General features: G+C 35.4%; 20 protein-coding genes. 4 read left to right on the top strand and 16 right to left on the bottom strand.

Annotated features, from left to right (window positions below; translation table 11 throughout):
* Positions 1-45 precede the first annotated feature (45 nt).
* Positions 46-678, top strand: a complete 633-nt coding sequence (gene nth, locus AC5YGB_RS01370) for an endonuclease III (RefSeq protein WP_020024732.1) — start codon at positions 46-48, stop codon at positions 676-678.
* Between the two features lie 10 nt (positions 679-688).
* Positions 689-1,099, top strand: coding sequence for a DUF1841 family protein (locus tag AC5YGB_RS01365; protein WP_020025626.1), 411 nt, complete (start codon positions 689-691; stop codon positions 1,097-1,099).
* Positions 1,100-1,150: 51 nt separating this feature from the next.
* Here the strand turns inward: AC5YGB_RS01365 and hisH are convergent, their stop codons facing one another.
* From hisH to folB, 10 genes are all read right to left on the bottom strand, one after another.
* Positions 1,151-1,765, bottom strand: coding sequence for an imidazole glycerol phosphate synthase subunit HisH (gene hisH / locus AC5YGB_RS01360; protein ID WP_496137502.1), 615 nt, complete (start codon positions 1,763-1,765; stop codon positions 1,151-1,153).
* A gap of 21 nt (positions 1,766-1,786) precedes the next feature.
* Positions 1,787-2,368, bottom strand: a complete 582-nt coding sequence (gene hisB / locus AC5YGB_RS01355; protein ID WP_020024729.1) for an imidazoleglycerol-phosphate dehydratase HisB — start codon at positions 2,366-2,368, stop codon at positions 1,787-1,789.
* A 14-nt stretch (positions 2,369-2,382) separates the two neighbouring features.
* Positions 2,383-3,408, bottom strand: a complete 1,026-nt coding sequence (locus AC5YGB_RS01350; protein ID WP_496137501.1) for an aspartate-semialdehyde dehydrogenase — start codon at positions 3,406-3,408, stop codon at positions 2,383-2,385.
* A gap of 124 nt (positions 3,409-3,532) precedes the next feature.
* Positions 3,533-4,438, bottom strand: coding sequence for an aldo/keto reductase (locus tag AC5YGB_RS01345; protein WP_496137500.1), 906 nt, complete (start codon positions 4,436-4,438; stop codon positions 3,533-3,535).
* Positions 4,439-4,461: 23 nt separating this feature from the next.
* Complete coding sequence (locus tag AC5YGB_RS01340) at positions 4,462-5,220, bottom strand: Nif3-like dinuclear metal center hexameric protein (protein ID WP_496137499.1); 759 nt, start codon at positions 5,218-5,220, stop codon at positions 4,462-4,464.
* Positions 5,192-6,256 carry a histidinol-phosphate transaminase gene (gene hisC, locus AC5YGB_RS01335; protein WP_496137498.1) on the bottom strand — a complete coding sequence of 355 codons (1,065 nt, stop codon included), beginning with the start codon at positions 6,254-6,256 and terminating at the stop codon, positions 5,192-5,194. Before hisC ends, AC5YGB_RS01340 begins: the two co-directional genes overlap by 29 nt.
* Positions 6,253-7,032 carry a bifunctional hydroxymethylpyrimidine kinase/phosphomethylpyrimidine kinase gene (gene thiD / locus AC5YGB_RS01330; protein WP_496137497.1) on the bottom strand — a complete coding sequence of 260 codons (780 nt, stop codon included), beginning with the start codon at positions 7,030-7,032 and terminating at the stop codon, positions 6,253-6,255. The genes hisC and thiD overlap by 4 nt, the downstream gene beginning before the upstream one ends.
* 3 nt (positions 7,033-7,035) lie before the next feature.
* Positions 7,036-7,662 carry a DsbA family protein gene (locus AC5YGB_RS01325; protein WP_496137496.1) on the bottom strand — a complete coding sequence of 209 codons (627 nt, stop codon included), beginning with the start codon at positions 7,660-7,662 and terminating at the stop codon, positions 7,036-7,038.
* A 105-nt stretch (positions 7,663-7,767) separates the two neighbouring features.
* Positions 7,768-8,262: a 2-amino-4-hydroxy-6-hydroxymethyldihydropteridine diphosphokinase gene (gene folK, locus AC5YGB_RS01320; RefSeq protein ID WP_020027326.1), complete on the bottom strand. Its 495-nt coding sequence runs from the start codon at positions 8,260-8,262 to the stop codon at positions 7,768-7,770.
* Entirely contained in the window at positions 8,262-8,615 is a 354-nt protein-coding gene (gene folB, locus AC5YGB_RS01315) for a dihydroneopterin aldolase (protein ID WP_020027327.1), read from the bottom strand. The genes folK and folB overlap by 1 nt, the downstream gene beginning before the upstream one ends.
* Positions 8,616-8,749: 134 nt before the next feature.
* Between folB and plsY the strand changes: the two genes are divergently transcribed.
* Positions 8,750-9,331 (top strand): glycerol-3-phosphate 1-O-acyltransferase PlsY, encoded by a 582-nt coding sequence (gene plsY / locus AC5YGB_RS01310; RefSeq protein WP_496137495.1) that lies wholly within the window; start codon positions 8,750-8,752, stop codon positions 9,329-9,331.
* Here the strand turns inward: plsY and AC5YGB_RS01305 are convergent.
* From AC5YGB_RS01305 to AC5YGB_RS01295, 3 genes are all read right to left on the bottom strand, one after another.
* Positions 9,328-9,873 carry a lipocalin family protein gene (locus tag AC5YGB_RS01305; protein WP_496137494.1) on the bottom strand — a complete coding sequence of 182 codons (546 nt, stop codon included), beginning with the start codon at positions 9,871-9,873 and terminating at the stop codon, positions 9,328-9,330. The genes plsY and AC5YGB_RS01305 overlap by 4 nt on opposite strands.
* A 99-nt stretch (positions 9,874-9,972) precedes the next feature.
* Positions 9,973-11,763 carry an ATP-binding cassette domain-containing protein gene (locus AC5YGB_RS01300; RefSeq protein ID WP_496137493.1) on the bottom strand — a complete coding sequence of 597 codons (1,791 nt, stop codon included), beginning with the start codon at positions 11,761-11,763 and terminating at the stop codon, positions 9,973-9,975.
* Between the two features lie 30 nt (positions 11,764-11,793).
* On the bottom strand, positions 11,794-12,024 hold the full coding sequence (locus AC5YGB_RS01295; protein WP_496137492.1) for a peptidase: 231 nt from the start codon (positions 12,022-12,024) through the stop codon (positions 11,794-11,796).
* A 108-nt stretch (positions 12,025-12,132) separates the two neighbouring features.
* Between AC5YGB_RS01295 and AC5YGB_RS01290 the strand changes: the two genes are divergently transcribed.
* Positions 12,133-13,278 carry an agmatine deiminase family protein gene (locus tag AC5YGB_RS01290; protein ID WP_496137491.1) on the top strand — a complete coding sequence of 382 codons (1,146 nt, stop codon included), beginning with the start codon at positions 12,133-12,135 and terminating at the stop codon, positions 13,276-13,278.
* Here AC5YGB_RS01290 and AC5YGB_RS01285 read toward each other — a convergent pair.
* From AC5YGB_RS01285 to AC5YGB_RS01275, 3 genes are all read right to left on the bottom strand, one after another.
* Positions 13,275-13,862: a CIA30 family protein gene (locus tag AC5YGB_RS01285; protein ID WP_496137490.1), complete on the bottom strand. Its 588-nt coding sequence runs from the start codon at positions 13,860-13,862 to the stop codon at positions 13,275-13,277. The two genes, AC5YGB_RS01290 and AC5YGB_RS01285, sit on opposite strands and share 4 nt — an antisense overlap.
* Before the next feature lie 91 nt (positions 13,863-13,953).
* On the bottom strand, positions 13,954-14,715 hold the full coding sequence (locus tag AC5YGB_RS01280) for an ABC transporter permease (protein ID WP_496137489.1): 762 nt from the start codon (positions 14,713-14,715) through the stop codon (positions 13,954-13,956).
* 6 nt (positions 14,716-14,721) lie between these two features.
* Positions 14,722-15,630, bottom strand: coding sequence for an ATP-binding cassette domain-containing protein (locus AC5YGB_RS01275; protein ID WP_496137488.1), 909 nt, complete (start codon positions 15,628-15,630; stop codon positions 14,722-14,724).
* Between the last annotated feature and the right edge of the window lie 97 nt (positions 15,631-15,727).

Raw genomic sequence — 15,727 nt, 5'->3', positions numbered from 1 at the left:
TTAAGTATAATATTTGGCCATAGTTTAATCAATAATAAGGTTCAAATGAACGCAGAAACAAGAAGTGAAATGTTTGGTAGACTTTTAAAGCAAATACCAAATCCTACAACTGAACTAAACTACTCAACATCGTTTGAACTTCTAGTTGCTGTTACACTATCAGCTCAAGCTACTGATAAGAGCGTTAATCAAGTCACTGATATCTTATTTCCTCTTGCAAATACACCCGAAACTATATTTGAGCTGGGTGAAGATACCTTAAGAGAAACAATCAAGTCTATTGGTTTATTTAATTCAAAAGCTAAGCATATCATTCAAACTTGCAGGATATTGATTGATAAATATAACTCTGAAGTTCCAGAAACTAGAAAGGAACTTGAAGCTTTACCAGGTGTAGGCAGAAAAACCGCAAATGTAGTTCTAAATACTGCATTTGGTCAACCTACTATTGCAGTAGATACGCACATATATAGAGTAGCCAACAGAACGGCAATCGCATCTGGGAAAACTGTTCTAGAAGTTGAAAAGAAACTCATTAAATTCATACCCGATGAATTTAAAGTTCCAGCACACCACCTTATGATTCTTCATGGCAGATACGTATGTAAGGCAAGATCACCGCACTGTCCTGATTGTACCTTGCTAGATTTGTGTGAATATGAAGAGAAAAATATTTAAAGCATATTAAGTGTTTACTTCTGACAGATCTAAACAACGACAATATCTAAAACAAGCCTGGGAAAAATACACGAGTCAGGAACAACTAGAGCCATTGGAACTTCAATTATCAAAGATAGTTGAACAGCATCCAGAATATCAAAACTTAATCAAGAACTTAGATTCAGAGTATTTTCCTGAGCAAGGCATCACCAACCCCTTTCTTCATATTAACCTTCATTTGACCCTTCAGGATCAAATTACAATGGACCAACCAAAAGGAATCAAGGAAATTCATAGTCAACTTTTACTAAAAATCAAAGATGCGCACGAAGTAGAACATATGATGATGGAACATATAGCAGAAATGATTTTCAATGCTCAAAAAAATAATGCTGCTTTTGATCTTGATGGTTACATTCAGGCTCTAAAGCAGCTTTAAAAAATTTATAGATTAATAGCCTAGATTTAGACCACTAATAACGCTTATAAATTAAGCCCACTCAACAAAATTTCTGAGTAATTGAAGGCCATCACTTTGTGACTTTTCAGGATGAAATTGAACCGCAAATATTTTATCAATAGCTACTGCAGAAGCAAATAATTGACCATACTCTGTTGCCCCCACCACGCAAGAAGTGTCAGTCGGATTAACGTAATAACTATGGACACTATAAAAACGGCTATTATTATCAATTTTGTACCAAAGTGGATGATTTTTTACTTGATTAACGTTATTCCAACCCATATGTGGTATTTTTAAATCTTTATTATTAAATTTAACGACATCACCTGGTACTATTGAAAGACCATTTGTACCATTATTTTCTTCACTATAACCAAATAATAACTGAAGTCCAAGACAAATTCCTAGAAATGGTTTCGATTCAGAAGATAATTTTATTTCACTTATAAGATCATTGGACTCAAGTGCTCTCATGCAGGAGCCCATAGCTCCTTGACCTGGAAAAACAACTCTATCTGAGTCTCGAATAACTTTTGGATCATTTGTCAGAATACACTCATCATTTGGAGCAACATATTCTAATGCTTTTTGAACAGAACGGACATTTCCCATTCCGTAGTCAACAATTGCAATTGTTTGCATGTTGCCCTTCCTAGTTACCTTCTAGAGTGAACCCTTTGTTGAGGGAATTATATTTGATTGCCTTTCATCTGGAGTTGTAGCCATTCGAAGTGCCCTTCCAAATGCCTTAAAAACTGTTTCAGCTTGATGATGCGAATTAATTCCCTTTAAATTATCAATATGAAGAGTGACCAATGAATGATTAACAAACCCTTGAAAAAATTCTCTAATAAGATCAAGATCAAATGAACCCACTCTATCCCTTGTGAACTTAACACCTAGATCTAATCCTGGCCTCCCTGATAGGTCTACAACCACTCTTGATAACGCCTCATCAAGAGGAACATATGCGTGACCATATCGAGTTAGGCCTTTTTTATCACCTACTGCCTCAAAAAAAGCCTGCCCAAGGGTTATTCCAATATCTTCAACAGTATGATGATCATCAATTTCATTATCTCCTTTACAGTCAATGGTCAGGTCCATTAATCCGTGACGAGCAATTTGATCTAACATATGATCCAAGAATGGAACACCTGTTTCAATTTTAGAATTTCCGACGCCATAAAGCTCAAGGCTTATTTTGATGTCAGTTTCGTTTGTTTTGCGCTCTTTAATAATCATGATTTGATTTTATCTTATGAAATATAGTCTCTGATGAGTATTTCAGCTATTTGAATTGTGTTCAGAGCCGCTCCTTTCCTAATATTATCGGAAACAACCCACATATTTAACCCATTTTCAAAACTAATATCTTCTCTTATCCTGCTGACATAAGTTGCATCATTATTAGTTGCTTCAGAAAATGGAGTTGCGTAACCACCATCCTCTCTTTGATCCATCACTACCACGCCTTCAGCTTTTTCAAGTAAATTCCTAGCATCATCTGCACTAATTTTCTCTTTAGTTTCTATATGAACAGCCTCAGAATGACCATATACAACTGGAATTCTTACAGCCGTTGGATTAACGAGAATACTTTCATCCTCAAAGATTTTTTGTGTCTCCCAGACCATTTTCATCTCTTCTCTTGTGTATCCATTTTCTTGAAAAGTATCTATATGGGGTATAGCATTGAATGCTATTTGCTTAGGATATACTTCCACTTCAACATCATTACCATTGAGTAAGTTAGCAGTTTGAGAGGTGAGCTCTGTAATTGCTTCTTTGCCACTGCCTGAAACCGCCTGATATGTTGCCACATTAATTCTTGAGATGCCTACAGCATCATATATTGGCTTAAGAGCAACCAACATCTGAATCGTTGAACAATTGGGATTAGCAATAATATTGCGATTTGTATAGTTAGCGATTGCATGAGGATTTACTTCCGGAACTACTAAAGGGATTTGCTCGTCCCTTCTAAAATGTGAAGTATTATCAATCACGATACAGCCTTGTTCAGCTGCAATGGGGGCATATTTTTCCGAAATACTTCCTCCAGCTGAAAACAATCCAATCTGGACCTTTGAAAAATCAAAAGTTTCAAGATCTTCAACCACCCATGACTTACCTTGGCAAGAGACCTTACTTCCAGCTGATCTTTTTGAGGCTAAAGGATAAAGATTTTCAATAGGAAAGTTTCTCTGATCAAGAATTGAGATTAGAGTTTCACCAACTGCACCAGTTGCTCCAACAATAGCTACGTTATATTTTTGACTCATAATGTTCTAAGGCTTTAAAAAGACTTTAGATTATAAAGTACTAGACCTAATATTCATAAATATATACAACACTTTCGGCTTTTTATTGCCTGAAATCAAGAAAATACTCTTATTTTTAATAAAATCAAGGGAGTCTCCATTGCAATTTACCATCATTAAACGAAGCTGTGTATAACTCAAACCAAGACTCATGATCCATTTTTACATTCATAGCATCTGAAATTTTCGCTATCCTATTTAGATTATTTGTCCCCATTACAGGACAAATCCTTGCTGGGTGAGCCAATAACCAAGCAACTGCAACTGCTGCTATATCAACATTTTGATTAACGGCTATCTTTTTTAAGGCCTTACCAAGTATTCCTTTATCCTTCATCAGTTTGCCGCCTCCAAGAGGTGACCAAGCCATAATTGTTGTTGCTTGCTCCTGATGAAAAGCCAGATCTCCATTTGTAAAAGAGTCAGTTGCAGCTAAGGACATTTCAATTTGATTAGTAACTAGGTGACTTTTCATGGCTGACTGCAGAAGAGTGAAGTCCCAAGACTTAAAGTTTGAGACACCAACTTCTTTAACTTTCCCGGACTTTATAATATCATCTAAAGCCTTTCCAGTCTCATGATGATCCAAAAAAGGATCTTGGCGATGAATTAATAGTAGATCTAGATAATCTGTAGCCATATTCTTTAAAGATGCGTCAACAGAATTAAAAATATGCTCCCTTGAGGTGTCATAATGACTCACAGATACACCAGCATATCGATCAGAGGGGTTGACTATGCCACATTTAGAGACAATCTCAATCTTATGCCTTAACGATGGATTAGCTTTCAAAACCTCTCCAAATAATGCTTCAGCTGAATATAAACCATATACAGCAGCCTGATCAAATGAAGTTATCCCCTGACCCAGGCAAAGGTTAACTTTATCAGTAATATGTTTTGATGAGGTATTGATGTCGTCAGCTAAACGCCACATTCCATAAATTATTCTACTAATGCTAGAAGAACTAGATAAATTTACACGCTCCATGGAGGCTCCAAATGATAATGTAACTAGACAGAGTTATCGACATCAATAAATTGATGTTGCAATTTAAATTTAGCACTGAGATGATTGCATAGTGACTGAACTCCATATCTTTCAGTTGCATGGTGTCCAGCTGAGATAAAGGCAATACCATTCTCTTTAGCTGCTGCAGGAGTTCTTTCAGAAACCTCACCACTTAAATATAAGTCAACCTTGAGTTTTATAGCCTCATCTATGAAGCCTTGTGCTCCACCAGTGCACCAAGCAATCTTGTTTACTGATTCTTTCATTTCACCAAATAACTGGGGCGTCCTTCCCAGCTCTTTCTCAATTAAACTAGAAAAACTCTTTAAATCAGTTTTTAATTCACCCTGCCAAAGGTAACTATCCTCAACTGGCCTCATTTTTTTTATTCCAAGGATTCTACCTAATTCAACATTATTTCCAACTTCAGGATGGTCATCTAATGGAAGGTGGTAACCAAATAGATTGATATTATTATTCATAAGCAAGGCAATCTTCTTACGCTTCGCCCCCGTTATTAAATTAGATTCGTTATCCCAAAAAATACCATGGTGGACAAAAATAGCATCCGCATTTTCTTCAATCGCAAGCTCAATAAAATCTAAATTGGCACTAACACCACTTATAATTTTATCAATAGTGTCAGATCCTTCAATTTGGAGTCCATTGGGGCCATAATCCTTAAAATTTTTAACACATAAGAATTTATTACAATAATTATCTAACTCTTCTCTATGAACCATAGTAATTCCTGATTGCATCTATAAGGATATTATTCTCAACCGGTTCACTAACACTAATACGAATAAAATCTGATAACTTAGAGCCTTTGGGAAAACCTTTAATCAATATCCCATTCTCTTTAAGAGCAGTATGCAGAGAATGTGCATCCTCAGAATGAACAAGAATAAAATTGGTTTGTGAAGGGTAGACTTTAAATTTTGAAAACAATGAAAGCTCATGAGCAAGGCGCCTTCTTTCTTCAATAATTATTTGTGCATTATTTATTATTCGTTGCTTATCCTGGAGTAAAAAATTGGCACTAGTTTGTGTCAGGGCATTAATGTTGTAAGGAAGTCTCAACTTGTTTAATTGTGCTATTGTTTCTTGATCTCCAATTAAGAGGCCCAGCCTAAGTCCAGCAAAACCAATTTTTGAAATGGTCCTTAAAACTAGTAAGTTAGGGAAATTTGAAATTTCAGATAAAAAACTTTTGTCTGAATATGCATAGTAAGCCTCATCGAGAATAACCATACTGTTAGTTGATTTAATGATTTCAATAATAGCATCATAATCAAAGCAATTACCTGTTGGGTTATTTGGGTAAGCAATAAAAATTATCTTTGGCTTCTCTCTTTCGATAATTAAAAGTGCATCACTTAAGTTGATATCAAAGTTAGAGTCTAATTGAACCCCAAAGTACTCTAAATTAACATACTTTGACACAAGCTCATACATCACAAAACTTGGCTCAAAGCTCATTATCAAATCATCTTTACTGCATGCAAGTGCCAGAAGCTGAATCAGCTCATCTGAGCCATTCCCAAGGAGAATACCAAATTCATCAGGTATATCCATAAGGGATCTAAGGGTATCTTTAAGTGGACTTGGATCAGCTTCAGGATATCTATTTACCTCAGACTGCTCAATGCATTTTAAGAATTCAACTTTCAAATCTTCAGGAACGCCAAAAGGACTCTCCATTGCATCTAACTTAATCATATCCTTTGAAACAGGCACATGATAAGCGTCGATATTTTTTATATCAGATCTTAGCCATTGTTCGATAAAGGTCATATTAGTTTAGATGAAGTTCTATTTGGATGAAATTGCATTTTACCAAGCTTTTTTGCGTTTAATAGACATTGATAAGTATACTGAAGTGCCTTATTGCAAGCCACATCAACATCATCACCGCTTGCAATTAACGCTGAAATTGCACTTGAAAGGGTGCAGCCTGAACCGTGAAATTTGTGTGGTAATTTATCGTAAATAAACTTTTTAATTAGCTTAGCTTCATGATAGAGGCGATGCTCAATTTCAGCCTCTGAACTGTCAGAAGTGGTTACAAGAATCCACGGGCAGTTAAGGCTCGCGACTGCCGCCTGTTCATCTAAACCAGGAGCAAGAGCATTAAGCTCTGCTAGATTAGGTGTTAGCACCAAACAAAGAGGGAAAAGATGAGCTTTCATAGCCTCCATGATCTCAATGGAACTTAAATTTTCATTGGTTCCAGAAATTAAAATAGGATCAAGAACAATATTGAGTTGTTTTCTAATTTTTATCAGATTAGAAATAGCAATAATCTGACTTGATGACCCCAAAAGGCCAATTTTGACTGTATTAAAGTGAATGTCCTCATCAATTAACTTAAATTGATGCTCCAAAAGATCATTTTTTGTAACTTCTAATGATTCTACTTTTTGAGTATTTTGAGCAGTTAGTAGAGTAATGATTGGAAGCGGAGTCAGTCCAAATTGATTGATAGTCTCTATATCTGCAGCAATCCCAGCAGCACCTGATGGATCTAAGCCCGAAAGTACTAAAACTGAATCGGCTTTAGGCCTATCCATGTATTATTGGGTTTCTTTTTGAATTAAATAATCGATTACTTCAAAAATTCTCTCTTCACTCCCAGCGCTTGTAGCATTAACCATATATTTTCCATTTACAATAAATGCAGGAACTCCAGTAATACGGTATTTATATGTACTAGCTTTTGCTTTATTCACTGCAACCTTAACTGGAAATGATTCCCAAACTTTATTTGCTTTGGCTTCATCTACTCCATTTATAGCAAGCCATGTCACGAAGTCTTGTTGAGTCTTGAGTTTTAATTTCTGAATATGAATCGCATCGAACAATGCTGAGTGTAATCGGTCAAGTTCACCCAATTCCTCTAAAACATAATAAAAAGTAGAGCCATACTCCCACCCAGGGAAAACAGCAGGCTGAAGAACCAATTGAGCTGAACTATCCATAGTCTGCATCCATTCTTCAAGCATAGGATGAACAGAGAAACAATGAGGACAAAAATACCAAAACAACTCTCTAACCTCAATTTGATCTCCAGTTTGAGTTTCAACAGGTTTATCTAGAACAACATAATTCTTTCCAGCAACAAACTCAGCCTGAGTAGTGTTAGTAAAAAAAACAAAAACTGATAGAACAATTAGTGATGTTAGTGCTGTTATTTTTTTCATGTTATTGGTCATTTTAATTTTAAAAATAAATTATAGATAAATTCGGTTTATAACACTCATTATTTATATGAATAATTATCTTTTAGATATCGAATTTAAATAAGGTTAATTATATAGTTTATCAATATTATACTTGTGCAAATCAAAATCCTGATTACTCTGGAAATCTTTCCAAAGGCTTGAATAAAGAACCTTTTTTTCAGGATGTATTCCTTCAGGATTCAGTTCAAAAAGTGGTGCTAAGACAAATGCATACTTAAGAATGTCCTTTCGAGGTATATTTAATTTTTCATCAATTAAGTCATCATACAAAACAAGATCAAGGTCAATAATCCGCGAAGAAAATTTTGGGAGCTCTCGATTCCTTCCAAGCGAGTCTTCAATTTGATGCAAAAAATGTATCACTTCAGAAGCACTTTTATTGGTTTCAACATTGACCCCAACATTATAAAAATCACTGCCCTCAAAACCCTCAGAAGGACTCTCAAAAATTGAAGAAATAGTAATTTTAGTAAAGAAAGGTTGGAGCTGATCTAGTGCTAAACGAATATTTTTTCGTCTATCTTGGTTTGATCCAATATTAAGATGCAGCAGGCTCATTAACTCTTTGACCTCTCAATAATTACTCCCACTCCCTCAGCACCCGTAATTGCCTCCCCTTTATTAAGCTTTAATTTGACCCATTGAACATTAAACTCATTTAGAATGATCTGGCAGATTCGCTCAGCCAAGGTTTCAACAAGTTCAAATTTTGACTCACGAACAAAACCGGCAACGCGCTTGCAGACGTTTTTATAGTTAAGGGCTTGATCGATATGATCAGTTTCTGCTGCCGCAGCTATATCAGATGACATCTCTATATCTAGAACAATATCTTGACGAATTTTCTTTTCCCAGTCATAAATACCTATTACCGTATCAACTTTAAGTCCTTGCACAAAAACAATATCCATAATCTTTATATAAATTAATTAAAAACTATCATGATACCTTTGTGACATACACTAATAACCACAATAAATTCCTTTCATTGATATAATTCGCGGGTAATTAAAAATTTCGTTCTAAACAGTGACAGGAGAATTTATTGTTATATTTTTTAATTGGTAGCTACTTACTTGGATCAATCTCAAGTGCCATAATTATATGTAAGATTTGCAATCTACCGGACCCAAGAACCAAAGGTTCTGGCAACCCAGGAGCTACCAATGTTCTGCGAATTGGTGGTAAAAAACTTGCAGCATTTGTTCTAATTTTTGATGGACTTAAAGGCGCAATACCAGTCATGCTTGCTCATTATTTTGGACTAACCCTATTTGAATTAACAATTATTCTTCTTAGCGCTTTCCTTGGACATGTTTTCCCAATTTATTATCGATTTAAAGGTGGCAAAGGAGTGGCAACATACCTTGGAGGTCTTATAGGGTTGAATTTTTTTGTAGGATTAACATTTTCGATTATATGGCTAATCGTTGCCAAAGTAATGAAAGTATCTTCCATCGCAGCCTTAACTGCAACGCTGCTCTCTCCAATTTATTTTTATTTCATAACCACTCATGATGTGAGAGCAACTACGGTTATTTTTCTAATCAATCTTTTTATCTACTTTACTCATCGTGAAAATATTAGAAGAATTATGAATGGTGAAGAGGGTGTAATTGGCTCCTAGTTACTGGAATGAGTAGATTTTCGTAAAGCATCTAGGTCGTATCCAAGGGCGCCTACCAATGTCACTAAGTTTGAGTAATCCTCTTGAGAAATCGTTGGCGTTCGAGCCATAATCCATACATAGTCACGATTGTTGCGCCCAATAATGGTTTGTTGGTAGTCATCATCTAAATACACAATTCTATAATCCGCCCTTATTGGCCAGATAAACTGCATACCCCAAATCGCATTAGTGCGCTTATCTTCAATAAAGCCACGAGGTCGATATATTTTTTCTGGCCCATTCAAACCCCCTTTATTGAAAGTAAAGGTCGTTGCAATACTCCCATCACTAGATAATTGATAGGTTTCAACGGGATTGAATGCATCCTTTTCAAGAAAAGTCGGGATAGTTGCAATGACATACCAATCTCCCATAAATCGTTCAAGATCTACATAGTCCACCACAGGCATTGGCTTCACTGAGCCATCATCTAATATTGGGCTACTAGCAAACCCATTTAAACTGATAGAGGTGAAAAAAATTAGGAGTAGTTTTTTCATAAAGAGTATTTCATAATGAGTAAATTTTGATTCTACTTGATATCAAGTTTTTAATGACTATTTTTAGATACATACCTAATACACATTTTTTTTATTAAGCTAAGTCTGATCTTGCTTGTTGACTTGTATTTGCCAAAGTCTTGCATATTGGCCATTAAGATCTAGCAACTGCTGATGCATACCTTGTTCAACAATAGTTCCATTACCAAGGACAATAATTTGATCAGCGTCCACAATGGTAGAAAGGCGATGAGCAATCACCAATGTTGTGTGTTTATGTGAAAAACTCGCTAACGCCTTTTGCACCATTTTCTCTGAATATGAATCAAGCGCCGAGGTAGCTTCATCAAAAATCAAAATTGATGGATTTTTTAACAGCACACGAGCAATTGCTAGACGCTGCTTTTCACCACCTGAGAGCTTTAAACCTCTCTCACCAACCAGAGTGTCATAACCTTGCGGCAAGGAGTCAATAAAGTTATCAATAAAACTGAGCTTTGCTGCCTCCTTAACTTCAACTTCAGTTGCACCTGCACGACCATAAGCAATATTGTAATAAATGCTTTCATTAAACATTACAGGGTCTTGAGGTACGACACCTATTGACGCGCGGACTGAATCTTGGGTGCATTGTTTAATGTCCTGCTGGTCAATATGTATCTCACCGCTAGAAATATCATAAAAACGAAAGAGAAGCTTAGCAAGTGTTGACTTGCCAGCACCAGAAGGGCCAACAATTGCTACTTTTTGGCCTGGTTTAAGAACAAAATTAATATTACTCAAAACCTCGTTCTTACCTAAGTAAGCAAAAGAGACGTTATCAAATTTAACCTCACCCTGAGTGACATTAAGCTCTGATGCATTAGCAATATCAGTGACTTTTGAGGAGCGATCCAATAGGTCAAACATATTATTCATATCAATGAAATTATGTTTAATTTGACGGTAAATAATACCCAAACCACCAAGTGGAATAAAGAGCTGTAAGAGGAGTGCTTGAATCATAATAAGGTCACCCAAGCTAAGGTTTTTTTCAACTACACCTTGTGCTGCCATAATCAAAACAATGGTCACGCCGATAGCAATTACCGCACCTTGAACAAAATTAAGCGCTGTCATCGAGGTAAAGCTTTTAGTAGCAAGATCTTCCCATCGCTGCATCGTCTCACCATAACGATCGACTTCAAATTTTTCTTGATTGAAGTATTTGACAGTTTCGTAATTAATCAAACTATCAACAGCATTGGTATTGGCTTCGGATTGCATATCATTCATTTGATAGCGATACTTCATTCGCCAAGTAGTAATAGCCATTGTTAACGCAACATAAAACAATACTGTCAATAAAGAGACACCAGCAAAAAGCAGGTCGTAATTTAGCCACATAATACCAATTACTAAGCATATCTCAAACAAAGAAGGCAGAATGTTAAAGACAAAAATGGAGAGTAAGGTTGAGACACTTAGAGTTCCCCGATCAATATCACGGGTTATACCGCCAATGCGTCGATCCAAATGAAAGGATAAATCCAAAGTATGTAAATGCCTGAATACGCCAAGTGCAATTAAATTCATTGCGTGATAACGAACTTTGGCAAAAATGGCATCACGAAGCTCATTAAATAATGAACTTGCTAGTCTTAAAAGGCCATAAGCTAGCAACATGCCAAGTGGCAATACCAATATTATATTCGTCTGATCTAGGCTATCAACGATTTCTTTTAGTGCAAGTGGAACTGCGACATTAGCCAATTTCGCCAACATTAAAAAACTAACAGCCCAAATAACACGGGCTCGCATTTTAAGTAAATACGGCAATAGCTTTTTTAAAACCTTTATATCTCTAGTTTTAAAATCGTACGCCTTAGTTTGATTACTGCTTGAATTCATCGAAGATGAATAATACTTTATTACTTAGTTTTAAATATAGTAATTCACTATTCCATATGTATATAACCCAGTAAAAATTATATTAATCCATTTCAATTGTTTTTCAGTATGAAGCCAGGCACAGTAAACCCAGATTAAACAAAATGGAAGTCCAATAAACATCGTGTAAGGATACAAGTCATTGATAATGGCAATTGTACTTAGGATGCCGAGGAATAGTGCGAACCACTTCAACTGTTGTTCATATTTAGCAAGTCGCATCAAAGAAATTCCTAGAAAAAATAGGATTATATGCCAACTTTGACCAAAGTCCAAATCTAGTTTGATATATGCAAAAGTATCATTCTTTCTTTATTTAAAATGGGGAAGATGGACAAAAGAATTAACACAATAGGAAAAAGTAAAATTTGGTTTTTCTCTATAGCACTTTTACTTTCAGTGATAGGCATTAATACTTCTGCAAATGAAGTAACCAATTCAACAAAACGTGTTCCAGCTGAGTGGGAGAATCAAGAGGCAATTTGGATGCAATGGCCTGGTTATTGGGAAAAAGAATATGAACCAACCTTTGCGAAGATATCTGCGATTATTTCTCGATATGAAAAACTACACATTTTATATAATTCTAAAAAAAATTATACAGAGGCGCATAATGCGATAAATAGCATAGGAGCAAACCCTCAAAATAATAATATCCAATGGCATGCAGTGCCTAATGACAACGCATGGATGAGAGATAATGGGCCTATTTATATTTTAGAAGATAATGAATTAAGAATTCAAAATTGGAATTTTAATGCATGGGGAGGAGCATTTGGCTCAGATATCCCTTTTAGCTTAGATAATACGGTCCCAGACAAAGTTGGAGCAATACTTGATATGCCTGTTGATTACATAAATATAGTTCATGAGCGTGGCAACCTAGAGTTTAACGGATTAGATACAGTTATTTTAAATTGGAGCACTATAGGCGATCCAAGTAGAAATTTGAACTATAGCAAACAACAGGCTGAAATTGATCTGAAGAAACACTTTGGTGTAACAAATGTGATCTTCATTGAAGGTATTCCAGATGGAGACCTTACCAAAGGACACATTGATGGTATTGCACGGTTTATTGGGGTAGGAACTGTTGTTGTAGTTCAATGTACATCTCGATCTTTATGTCAACCAGATAGTAAAGATGCTGAGATTTATAATAATGCAGCAAAAATAATAGAGAAAGCAGGACTTATTGTAATTAGAGAGCCCATTGAGGGCTTTGTAGAATATAAAAATCAGAAATTTGATACAAATTACATGAACTGGTTAGTTGGTAACGGATTTGTAATTGTGCCTGGCTTTGGGAATCTTGAAACAGATATTTCAGCTAAATCTCGTATCGAGAATTACTTTCCAAATCGTGACGTGTATTTAATTGAAATGTTAAGTTCTTGGGCAGCTGGCGGGGGAGTTCACTGCCATACAAATGATCAGCCTGCTAATCCTCAGAAGGCTCTGAAGAATATTCTCTAATAGTAAAACTCTATTGTTGAGACTGAAACATCAGATGTGAAATTACGGCCATAAGCAGCAATAGCAAAGCTTCTTATATTTTTAGCATCTAACTTTGAAGAATTGTAACGCTTGCGTTCAAATTTATTAAATGGCAAGTCAATCATTTTCCAATTAGGATCAGCTTGGAAGGTTGCAGAATAAAAGTCTCCATAATAAGCCATATCATTTGTTAATATATGGATATCGTAAGTTTCACCATTGCCTCTTACATTGAGGCGAACTCCCTGAAGATTTTTGCCATCTTTTTCAGAATTTGCAAATGAAATTCCTGTGCGTAATTGAATAACACCGCCATAATTCCTTGTACTTACATTGCCTGTAAGTCTTGCATAAAACATTTCTCCATCTTGCTCAAGAGTAACTTTACCAACAGAAACACCGCCCATCACTTGATCACTAATGTATTGCCAGTACTTTCCACTGTCTGAATTAAATGGATATGAGAGGTCTTCAACAGCAATCGCTTTTGAGTTAATAGTAAACATAACTATTAAGAATAAAAAATAACTTATTTTTGAAATTTTTAAAGACTTTTTAAACATATAAGATAATAGTTAGATTATTGCTTTCATTACAAACTAATTACAAACTTTTGTGGATATCTTATGAGGACCGGGTTTGCGAGGTGCTATATTACTCTGTCTTAATACTTACACCACGATTAAGCATTAAATTTGCAGCGAAAGCTAATACAATTATCATAACTCCAGGGATCAAAAAAGCCTTCCATAGCTCTACAGAACTTACACCTAAAAAACCTAATCTGAAAGAATCCATCATATAGAAGATGGGATTAAATGCTGACAAGCTCTGCCAAAAACTAGGCAAAATATCGATACTATAGAACATTCCACTGAGATAAGTCAGTGGCAGTAAAACAAAGTTTGGAATGATAGAAATATCGTCAAAGGTCTTCGCATAAACTGCATTGATAAAGCCGGCCAATGCAAACATTATTGATGTTAAAAAGAAAGTGACTACAATTATCAAAAAGTTATGAATTTGAATTTCAACAAAAAAAGAAATTGTAAATGTTACAGCTGCTCCAACACAAAGTCCTCTAGCGATACCGCCACTCACAAAGCCTAATAATATTACCCAATTTGGTGTGGTTGATACAAGCAATTCTTCAAAGCTATTATTGTATTTTGTCATAAAGAATGAGGACACTGTATTTGCATATGATTGCATGATTACTGTCATCAGGATGATTCCAGGAACGATGAAATCAAGATAATCAATCCCTCTCATTTGACCAATTCTGGACCCCATCAGTCCACCAAAAATTAGAAGGTATAGTGAGGTTGTTATAACTGGTGGCACTATTGTTTGAACCCAGATTCTAGAAAACCTCAGTATCTCCTTAATAACAATAGTTTTAAATGCAATCCACATAAATATTTAACTAGTAAGTGATAAAAAGAGTGACTCTAAACGATTTTGAGAGCTTCTCAAATGTAAAACATTTATATTTTGAGCTAATAGTGCTGAAATGACATCAGAGATTGTTGTGCCTTCACCTTGAGAAACTTGTAATGTATTTTCATCTATGACTTCACAATCGCAGTTTTTTATTTGAATACTCTCAGGTAATTTTTCAATTGTATCAATGATAATGACTTGCCTCTTAGCTTTTGATAGGAGTTTTTTCATATTAGACTGCTCAACTAATACACCATTATTAAGAATCGCAATATTTCGGCACAAGGACTCCGCCTCCTCCAAATAATGAGTAGTCAATATGATTGTCATACCCTCTTTATTGAGCTGCGTAAGATAATGCCACATCGATTGTCGAATCTCGACATCAACTCCAGCTGTTGGCTCATCTAAAATTAAAATTTTAGGTTTATGCATTAAAGCTCTTGCAAGCATTAAACGCCTTTTCATTCCTCCCGATAGGGATTGAGCAACATCAAAACGCCTATCCCATAGTTCCATTTTTTTTAAAAGAATTTCAGCCTGAATTTTAGCCTCTTTCCTAGGAATTCCAAAGTAACCACCCTGGTTAATTAGGATCTCGATATTTGGCTCATGAGGATTAAAATTAAACTCTTGAGGCATTAGCCCAATCATTTGCTTAATTTCATTCACATGCTTTTTTTGATTCAAGCCATCGATGATCACTTCTCCTGAAGTGCTCTTCAATAATCCTGAAATAATTCCGATTGCTGTTGTTTTGCCAGCACCATTGGAGCCTAATAATGCAAAAAAGTCACCCTTCTCTACCTTTAGATTGATACCTTTCAAAGCTTCAAGTTTATTGGAATATGTTTTAGCTAGGTTATCAGTAGAAAGAGCAAGAGACATAAATTAATAACTAGAGTTAAAAAAAGAAGAGGAAATGTGGATTATTTATCGTTTTATAGTTTAAATTAATTTTAACATTAATCGCCTTTCATAGAGT

Source organism: Candidatus Pseudothioglobus sp. uisw_142 (genome assembly GCF_059512465.1).
The sequence above is the reverse complement of the archived record's forward strand: the minus strand, read 5'-3'. Positions and strand labels throughout refer to the sequence as shown.